The organism is Hydrogenophaga sp., assembly GCF_018780385.1.
In the GTDB taxonomy this organism is placed as follows: domain Bacteria; phylum Pseudomonadota; class Gammaproteobacteria; order Burkholderiales; family Burkholderiaceae_C; genus Hydrogenophaga.
Window position 1 is genome coordinate 74,631 of record NZ_JADMJO010000038.1, and the last position, 8,185, is coordinate 82,815.

General features: G+C 60.5%; 10 protein-coding genes. 7 read left to right on the forward strand and 3 right to left on the reverse strand.

Annotated features, from left to right (window positions below):
• Positions 1-168: 168 nt before the first annotated feature.
• Genes IV113_RS14385 through IV113_RS14410 form a run of 6 tightly spaced genes read left to right on the forward strand, consistent with a single transcriptional unit; the run spans position 169 to position 5,106 of the window.
• Positions 169-798 carry a hypothetical protein gene (locus IV113_RS14385; protein WP_291086320.1) on the forward strand — a complete coding sequence of 210 codons (630 nt, stop codon included), beginning with the start codon at positions 169-171 and terminating at the stop codon, positions 796-798.
• Positions 795-1,130: a hypothetical protein gene (locus IV113_RS14390; RefSeq protein ID WP_291086322.1), complete on the forward strand. Its 336-nt coding sequence runs from the start codon at positions 795-797 to the stop codon at positions 1,128-1,130. The genes IV113_RS14385 and IV113_RS14390 overlap by 4 nt, the downstream gene beginning before the upstream one ends.
• Positions 1,127-2,050 (forward strand): HprK-related kinase A, encoded by a 924-nt coding sequence (locus tag IV113_RS14395; protein WP_291086324.1) that lies wholly within the window; start codon positions 1,127-1,129, stop codon positions 2,048-2,050. The genes IV113_RS14390 and IV113_RS14395 overlap by 4 nt, the downstream gene beginning before the upstream one ends.
• A complete protein-coding gene (locus IV113_RS14400; RefSeq protein WP_291086326.1) occupies positions 2,040-3,146 on the forward strand; it encodes a nucleotidyltransferase family protein in 1,107 nt (368 codons plus the stop codon). The genes IV113_RS14395 and IV113_RS14400 overlap by 11 nt, the downstream gene beginning before the upstream one ends.
• On the forward strand, positions 3,147-3,935 hold the full coding sequence (locus IV113_RS14405) for a serine protease (protein ID WP_291086328.1): 789 nt from the start codon (positions 3,147-3,149) through the stop codon (positions 3,933-3,935). It abuts the gene before it with no gap.
• A gap of 55 nt (positions 3,936-3,990) precedes the next feature.
• The gene (locus IV113_RS14410; RefSeq protein ID WP_291086330.1) at positions 3,991-5,106 is read left to right on the forward strand and encodes an NAD(P)/FAD-dependent oxidoreductase; all 1,116 of its coding nucleotides are present in this window, start codon (positions 3,991-3,993) and stop codon (positions 5,104-5,106) included.
• Here IV113_RS14410 and IV113_RS14415 read toward each other — a convergent pair.
• The gene (locus tag IV113_RS14415; protein ID WP_291086332.1) at positions 5,086-6,186 is read right to left on the reverse strand and encodes a quinone-dependent dihydroorotate dehydrogenase; all 1,101 of its coding nucleotides are present in this window, start codon (positions 6,184-6,186) and stop codon (positions 5,086-5,088) included. The two genes, IV113_RS14410 and IV113_RS14415, sit on opposite strands and share 21 nt — an antisense overlap.
• A 38-nt stretch (positions 6,187-6,224) precedes the next feature.
• Between IV113_RS14415 and rpiA the strand changes: the two genes are divergently transcribed.
• A complete protein-coding gene (gene rpiA / locus IV113_RS14420; RefSeq protein ID WP_291086333.1) occupies positions 6,225-6,896 on the forward strand; it encodes a ribose-5-phosphate isomerase RpiA in 672 nt (223 codons plus the stop codon).
• A gap of 22 nt (positions 6,897-6,918) precedes the next feature.
• On the opposite strand, the gene IV113_RS14425 is transcribed toward rpiA, so the two are convergent.
• A complete protein-coding gene (locus IV113_RS14425; RefSeq protein ID WP_291086341.1) occupies positions 6,919-7,521 on the reverse strand; it encodes a glutaredoxin domain-containing protein in 603 nt (200 codons plus the stop codon).
• 100 nt (positions 7,522-7,621) lie between these two features.
• Positions 7,622-8,185: M3 family metallopeptidase (locus IV113_RS14430; protein WP_291086335.1), on the reverse strand; the 564-nt coding region annotated here is incomplete at its 5' end.

Genomic DNA, 8,185 nt, shown 5'->3' on the forward strand with positions numbered 1-8,185 from the left:
TTTTTTTTACGAACTCTGCCTCGCAGTTGCCGTTACCGCGCAAACATGGGTCCAAAGGTCGCTTAAGGCGTTGAAAGAGAACAACTTTCAGATACAAGTTCTCGTAGGTCTGAAAATTGCTTATAAAGAGTCATCGCAACCCTGAATCAAGTTGCAAGAAAGTTTCACATGTCAGAAAACATTCCGTCACAGCCGCCTGAAAATGCCCGCAAGCTTTCTCCCGAGGCTGCGTCTCGGCGGTTGATCATGCTGAGAGGATTGGGCAAGGGCTCTGCGGTCGTGACCGCAGCCTCACTGCCTTTGTCCACGTTGGCGCAAGGCAGCACCCTCCTTACGCCCAAAGGTGACGGTGGTACACCCAATCTCCGTTGCTCGGTATCGGGGATGCAGTCGAAGGTGGCTGATTCGAACATTCCCAACGATGCCAGGATTTGCGGCGGTTACAGCCCTGGCTGGTGGGGTCAGAAAAAGAGTGATGGCACGCCCAGACGATCGTGGCCAACCGACCACACGGCGAAATGCAAGTACCTCTTTACTCGGTGTGAGTCTGACGATCCGGGGCTGTCGCTGAGCAACAAGACGTTGTTTGAGGTGATGAGCAATCCCATTTACTCCGCAACGAAAACGCGTCATTGGATCGGGGCTTACCTTAACGGATTGGCTGGAGGCGTTCCTGGTTATCCGTTTCCTTACAGCGGCGCAGCGGTAATGAGCTTCTACAACTCTGCCGACAACGTGAAACGAGCCAAATTCTACGAACTGGTGACGACGTACCTTGAGACGCATGGTCAGACTTGAGTATCGCGTTTGTATTCGCGTCCTCTGAGGCCAGCGGGCTGATGTCTGGCGGGAAGTTGTATTTTCAAAATCCCTTGGTGGGTTTGCATTGGCGCTCGTTCGAAGAAGAGTTCGTTGTATTCGACCAACTTTCTGGCATCACTTACCGATTCGATGTGTTGAAGGCCTTCGTGCTGGACGTACTTGCTCACGGTCTTCACAGCGAAGCGTCGTTGGTCCTCCAAGTGGTGGAACACTTGGGTTCGGTGGATGCCGCGGTGATTCCTCCGCTTGTGCACAACATCCTCGAAGAGCTGCAAGGCGCAGGCTTGGTTGAGGTCGCAGAAGCGTGATTCTTTCTGACCTGAAGCCCGGTGAACTGCGCGAACGGCTGTCCAAAGGGGATTTGATTCTTGGAGTGGGTCCCTTCTCCTTCGAGTTGTCATGCCCGTTGCCCCAAGTAGCGGAGGCACTCATGCGTCTTTATGCGGACTACCCAGTCCTGGATCGCGGCGAATTTGTGGACTTCAGCGTTTGCATTTCCGGGGGCAAAGGGTGGCGACGTTGGTTTAGAAGGCAAGCCATCTTCACCTTTGATGGCCTCGAGCCGTTTGTGCCTCTGCCGGAGAAGCACGCATTTCCACTGCTAGAGTGGGCCATGAATTGGTGTGTGTCCATGCACACCTACCACTACTTGTTGCTGCACTCCGCCGTGATCGAGAGGGATGGCTGCGCGGTGATCATGCCGGCGCCTCCCGGGTCGGGAAAAAGCACTTTGTGTGCTGGACTCGTCAACCGCGGATGGCGGCTGCTGTCCGACGAGTTGGCCTTGATTTCTCTGAAGGATCTTTCGATCACCCCGTTCGGGCGCCCCATCAGCCTCAAGAACCAATCGATCGACATCATTCGCAACTATGTGCCGGAGGCGGTCTTCAGCCGAGTGGTCCACGACACGTCCAAAGGCACGGTGAGTCACATGAAGGTGCGGTCGGAGCACTTGGCACGCATCAAAGACACCGCGCGTCCTCGCTGGGTGATCTTTCCACGCTACGTGGCTGGATCGAAGCCTGTGCTGTCCAAGCGCTCCAAGGCCGACAGCCTGTTGGAACTCGGGCGCAACTCTTTCAACTATCTCATCCTCGGAAAGCAAGGGTTTGATGTGTTGGCCGATGTTGTCGACTCTTGCGACTGTTACGACTTCGAATACAGCCAGCTTGACGGCGCAGTGGCGGTGTTCGACGAACTGGTCGCCGGGAGAACGGGTGAACACTGATCTGCTGTCTCCTGTCTGGACGTCACCTGTTCAACCCGAACTCACGTTGCGTCAATGGTCCTTGCTGTTGGGGCAGGCGAGGCAAACCACCTTGTTACCCCGTTTGGCGCATCTGTTCATCGACAGAGGCTGGATCGAACACGTTCCCGCGGGTCCGCGTCGCCATCTGGAGGGAGCCATCCGGCTTGCCGAACGGCAGCAACATGAGGTGCGCTGGGAGGTGAACTGCATCGCTCGAACCGTGTTGGAGTTGAATACACCCGTGGTGTTGTTGAAGGGCGCCGCGTATGTGATGCACGAGCTGCCGCAAGCACAGGGGCGCTTGTTCTCGGACATCGACATCCTGGTGGACAGGGATCGCATTGAAGACACCGAGAACTGTCTGTTGGGCGGAGGGTGGATCTGCGAAGAGCGTGATGCTTACAACCAGCGCTACTACCGGGAGTGGATGCACGAGATACCGCCTCTGCGCCATGTGAAGCGAAATACCTTCATCGATCTGCATCACACCATTGCGCCGCCGACATCGCGCTTCCACGTTGATGGGCGCAAGTTGCTTGAACGTGTTGTCCCGGTGAAGGGTTACCCGATGTTGTTTGTGTTGGCGCCTGTCGACATGGTTTTGCACAGCGCGGTACACCTGTTTCAAGAGGGTGAGTTCGGTCATGGACTTCGGGACTTGCTGGACCTCAATGATTTGCTGATTCACTTTGGCCCGACGCCTGGTTTTTGGGACGGGCTCGTTGCTCGTGCGGACGAGCTTGGGCTGCAGACACCCTTGTTTCATGCCCTGAGGCACATTGGGCGTTTGTTTGGCACCCACGCGCCACCCCATCTGCTGGCACGCATTGATGCGATGGGCCCCAATCCGCTGGCGCGCGCTCTGATGTCCTGGTCGCTGGGGCATGCGCTGAGGCCGATGCATCCCAGCAGTGATCTTCCGTTGACCGGTGTGGCTCGGTGGTTTTTGTATGTGCGTTCACACATGCTTCGGATGCCCCTGCATCTCGTGGTCCCGCATCTTTTGCGCAAGGCCTGGATGCGGCAATTCCCCAATAGCGAAAAAGATGAAGTTGTCCTTCCACAGAAAGCATGAATGCGCCTACCTGACCTCCCCAGGCGCCGCGCGGCGACCTTGCTCTTTTGCCTCGGTGTTGTGCTCTCGTCACCGGGCGTAGCCTGGGCAGGACTGTCTGACACGATCGAGCGTCTCAAGCCATCGGTGCTGTTGATCGGCACGTACCAAGCCACTGGAAGTCCGCGTTTCCAGCTCAGAGGCACGGGGTTCATTGTCGGAGATGGACAGATGGTGGTGACCAACGCCCACGTCCTGCCAACCGACTCGTCGGTTTCCGATGGGCCCGCGCTCGTGGTTCAAATCCGTCACGTGTCTGGTGACTGGCAGATGCGATCTGCTCGAGTACTGGGTACCAACGCAGCCCGGGACCTCGCCTTGCTTCGCATGGACGGACCCGCTGGACCGGCCATGCGCCTGGGCAACTCGGCAATAGTGCGCGAAGGCGCAGACCTCGCCTTCATGGGGTTTCCCATCGGTGGTGTACTGGGTTTTTCGGTAGTGACCCATCGAGCTACTGTTTCCAGCATCACCGCTGCGGCCTTGCCCAGCCCTTCCGCAGGACGGTTGAGTGAGCAGGCCATTCGAGGGTTGCGTGGCGGCACGTTCGAAATTTTCCAGTTGGATGCAACAGCCTATCCGGGTAACAGCGGAGGACCGCTTTTTGATCCAAACACTGGCGAGGTTGTGGGTGTAATGAACATGGTCTTGATCAAGGGCACGCGGGAGTCCGCTCTGAGCCAACCCTCCGGTATTTCTTACGCCATTCCAAGCGCGCACATACAAGAATTGCTGGATCGACACCGCTGATGGCCCATCGAGTCTGCGCCAATCATGTAAGCCTCTTCAAGCGATGAACAGAACCATGGAGCAGGTGGACGCGCTCGTCATCGGAGCCGGCGTTGTCGGACTGGCGGTGGCACGCGCTCTGGCCCTGACGGGTCGAGAGGTGATGGTGCTCGAGCGTGAAGCAGCGATCGGGACAGGCACCAGTTCGCGCAACAGCGAAGTGATCCACGCAGGTATCTACTATCCCTTTGGATCGCTCAAGGCAACGCTGTGTGTTCGGGGACGTGAGGCTCTTTACGCATACTGCTCGGAGCGCGGCATTCCTCATCGGCGGTGCGGCAAGCTCATCGTCGCCAACACGCCATCGCAGTTGGCTGCCTTGCCGGCAATTTTGGCGAAGGCGCTCGCCAACGGCGTGGACGATCTTGTGCTGCTGAGCCGTGATGAAGCGCAGTTGCTCGAGCCTGAGCTCGAGTGCCTGGGCGCGATTCGGTCACCCTCCACCGGCATCGTGGACAGTCACGCGCTCATGCTGGCGCTGCAAGGTGATCTGGAGAATCGGGGAGGTCTGGTTGTGTGCCGCAGCGGAGTGCGTGAACTCACCGTGACATCGCGAGGGATTGACGTGGAGTCCCTGGACGGGACCCGTTTGATGGCCCGCACCGTCGTCAATGCAGCAGGCTTGTACGCTTGCGACCTTGCTCGCAAGACGCGCGGCCTGGACGCACGGAGCCTCCCCAAGGCTTGGTATGCCAAAGGCAGCTACTTCACGCTCGCGGGCCATTCCCCCTTTTCCCACCTGATTTACCCGGCACCCGAGCCCGATGCGCATCTGGCCGGGTTGGGTGTGCACCTCACGTTGGACTTGGGTGGACAGGTCAAATTTGGTCCTGATGTGGAGTGGACTTCTTCGGCCGACGATCTGCAGGTGGATCCTTCCCGCTCCAACGTCTTCTATGCAGAAGTGCGCCGGTACTGGCCCGGATTGCCCAGTGGCTCGCTGCAACCTGGGTACGCCGGCATCCGGCCCAAGATCAGTGGCCCGCACGAGCCCGCGGCCGATTTCTGGATCCAGGGGCCCAACGACCATGGCGTGCCGGGGCTGGTCAACCTTTTTGGCATCGAGTCACCTGGCCTGACCAGCTGCCTGGCGCTTGCAGACCAGGTGATTTCAGTTTCCCGAACCCTCTGAACTGCCTTGGGCCTGGATCGCCCGGGCCGACTCCCACACCAGCGATGGGCCTTTGTAGATGAGCCCGGTGTAGATCTGAACCAGATTGGCGCCCGCCTGGATCTTGCTCACCGCATCCGCCGCGCTGAGCACACCACCCACGCCGACGATGGGAAAACTCTTGCCAAGACAGGCGCGCAGCTGGCGAATCACCTGGTTGCTCATGTGCAGCACCGGTGAACCCGACAGCCCGCCCGTTTCCGCGGCGTGGTCCATGCCCTTCACCGCTTCGCGGCTGAGCGTGGTGTTGGTGGCGATCACGCCCAGGGCATGGGTCGCATGTCCTTCGCTGTCGGCGCCGTAGCGCATGAGCGTGGCCGCGATGATCTCGATCTGTGTGTTGTCCAGATCGGGAGCAATCTTCAGAAAAATCGGGATGCGCCGGCCGTGGCGCTGAGCCAGCAACTCGCGACGCTCGGCCACTGCGCCGAGCAGAGCGTCCAGCGCGTGATCGCTTTGAAGGCTGCGCAGGTTTTGCGTGTTGGGGCTGGAGATATTGACGGTGACGTAGTCCGCGTGCGGATACACGCCGTCCAGGCAAGCAAGGTAGTCGTCGGTGGCGCGCTCGATGGGGGTGCTGGCGTTCTTGCCGATGTTCAGACCCAGCACCATGGGACTCGCGCCGCTCTGGCTTCGAAAGCGGGCACGCTGCACGTTGGTCAGAAATGCATCCAGGCCTTCGTTATTGAAGCCCAGGCGGTTGATCAGGGCATGGGCCTTGGGCAGGCGGAACATGCGGGGTTTCGGGTTGCCACTCTGGCCCTTGGGCGTGACGGTGCCGACCTCCACGAAACCGAAGCCCATGGCCGCCAGACCGTCGATGCAGCGGGCGTTCTTGTCGAGTCCAGCTGCCAGGCCGACGCGATTGGGGAACTGAACGCCTGCCAGCGTGTAGGGATCGTGGACCCGAGGTTCGCTGTACAGGCAGGTCAGTGGTGAGTGCTGCAGCCGTGCGAGGGCGTTGATGGTCAGGTCGTGGGCGGCTTCGGGGTCCATGCCGAACAGGAAGGGGCGGGCGGCGGCATAGGGGAGAAGCGACATCGGATAATCCAGGGCTGTTGTTTCACCGATTGTCTCAAATGACCCAAGACGAACTCAAAGCGCTGGTCGGCCAGGCCGCCCTGCAATACGTGACCCCCGGTGAGATCGTTGGCGTGGGCACCGGCTCCACCGTCAACAAGTTCATCGACGCCTTGGCCAGCATCAAGGACCAGATCGCCGGTGCCGTCTCCAGCTCCGAAGCCTCCACTGTGCGCCTGAAGGCTCTGGGCATCCCGGTGTTCGAGGCCAACGAGGTGGGTGAGCTCGCTGTCTACATCGACGGCGCTGACGAGATCGATGCCAGCGGCCACATGGTCAAGGGCGGAGGTGCCGCGCTCACGCGTGAAAAGATCGTGGCAGCGCAGTCGCGTCGCTTTGTCTGTATCGCCGACGAATCGAAACTGGTGAAGACGCTGGGGGCTTTTCCCTTGCCAGTGGAGGTGATTCCCATGGCCACCGCTCGTCTGGTGCGTCAGTTCGCGGCCCTGGGAGGGCACGCCAGCATTCGCATGAAAGATGGTGCTGCGCTGGTCACCGACAACGGGCAACACATCCTGGACGTGACCGGTCTCCAGATCACCGATCCGCTGGCGTTCGAGAGCAAGGTCAGCCAGTGGCCGGGTGTGGTGACGGTGGGTGTGTTTGCCCACCAGAAAGCCAACGTGTGCCTGCTGGGCACGCCGAGTGGTGTGAAGACGCTGACTTTCTAAGTCGGCGCCCGGCGGCGCCGAGTCAGAAGCGGATGCCGGCAGGGTTGGTGACGGGTGGCGTCACCGACGGCGCTGCAGGCGCTTCGGCGGGTTGCGATTGAGCCGTGGCTGGCCCGGGCGCTGCAACCGGGGCTTGCACGGCTACCAAGGCAGTGGGGGCGGCGCGCCGATAGGCGCTCGGCAGAGCCGACTGCTTGGGATAGCCGGCCGCATCGAGGAACTGGGTCCACTCGCTGTCGGAGTAGCCCTTGATCTGCTGGCTCCCGATCGTCAGGAAGGGCAAGGAGGCCTGCCCGCTGAGGCGTTTCAGGGCTTCGGCGTCCTCGTTGGTGCTGATGGTTTTTTCGGCATAAGGGATGCCGCGCGCGTTGAGCAGATTGCGCCCACTGTTGCAAGGCGCGCATTCGCTGCTGGTGTAGAGCGTCACCGGGTACCGGTTGCTGACTTGTCGGAGCTCGAAGGGCAGCGAGGCATTGGCGCCACCACCTGCCGCACCGGCCGCTCCCGTTGCAGGGCGTGCGTTGGTGGCCGGCGGTGGTTGGTCAGAGTAGCTCACACGACCATCGGGCCCGACGATGCGGTACACGCCCTGGGCCAAGGCCGAGACGGACACCAAGCCCACCATCAGGCCCAAGGCCGCGCTGCGCAGGTGGGACGTGGGTGCTGAGGAGAATGTGGATGTATGGGTGTTCATATCGACTCCTATCGGCAATCAGCGCAACAAATCAAGCCATGCCTTGATGACGCAGCAGGGCCTCGATGCTGGGTTCGCGGCCCCGGAAGGCCTTGAACGACTCCATGGCCGGGCGACTGCCACCTGCTTCAAGGATCGCTTCACGATAGCGGCGGCCCGTGGCCACGTCCAGCGTGCTGTGGCCATTTTGCTGCGCCGCTTCTTCAAACGCGGCGTATGCGTCAGCCGAGAGCACTTCGGCCCATTTGTAGCTGTAGTAGCCAGCCGAATATCCGCCGGCAAAGATGTGGCTGAAGGTGTGCGGCGAGCGGCTGTAGGCAGGCGGTTGCAACACCGCCACCTCGTCGCGCACCTGCTGCTGCAGCGCGAGGATGGCCTCGCCGCTGGTGGCAGGTTGCGGCTGGCTGTGCAAGAGCATGTCGAACAGCGAAAACTCCACTTGCCGCAGGGTCTGCAAACCGCTCTGGTAGTTTTTGGCGGCCAGCATCTTGTCGAACAGCGCGCGCGGCAGTGGCTCGCCAGTGTCCACATGGGCGGTCATGTGCTTGAGCACATCCCATTCCCAGCAGAAGTTCTCCATGAACTGGCTGGGCAG